A 209-nucleotide genomic window follows, 5' to 3' on the forward strand; every position below is an offset into this window, starting at 1 on the left:
TTACAGCGATGATGAACTGCAGACTGTTTTGGATGAAGTTGGTCGTGACAGCAATCCCTATATCCAGCGTTATAAAGGTTTAGGTGAAATGAATCCGGAGCAGTTATGGGAAACAACTATGAATCCTGACGGAAGAACAATTTTGCAGGTACATTTGGAGGATGCTGCTGAAGCAGACGCAATTTTCTCCATATTGATGGGTGATAAAG

The 209-nt window shown here is 42.1% G+C and carries 1 pseudogene; it reads left to right on the top strand.

The annotated features are described in order from the left end of the window. A pseudogene (locus HJY11_RS14820) lies at positions 1-209 on the top strand (DNA topoisomerase IV subunit B); the annotation flags it as partial.

The organism is Bittarella massiliensis (ex Durand et al. 2017) (assembly GCF_017566145.1).
Classification (GTDB): domain Bacteria; phylum Bacillota; class Clostridia; order Oscillospirales; family Ruminococcaceae; genus Bittarella; species Bittarella massiliensis_A.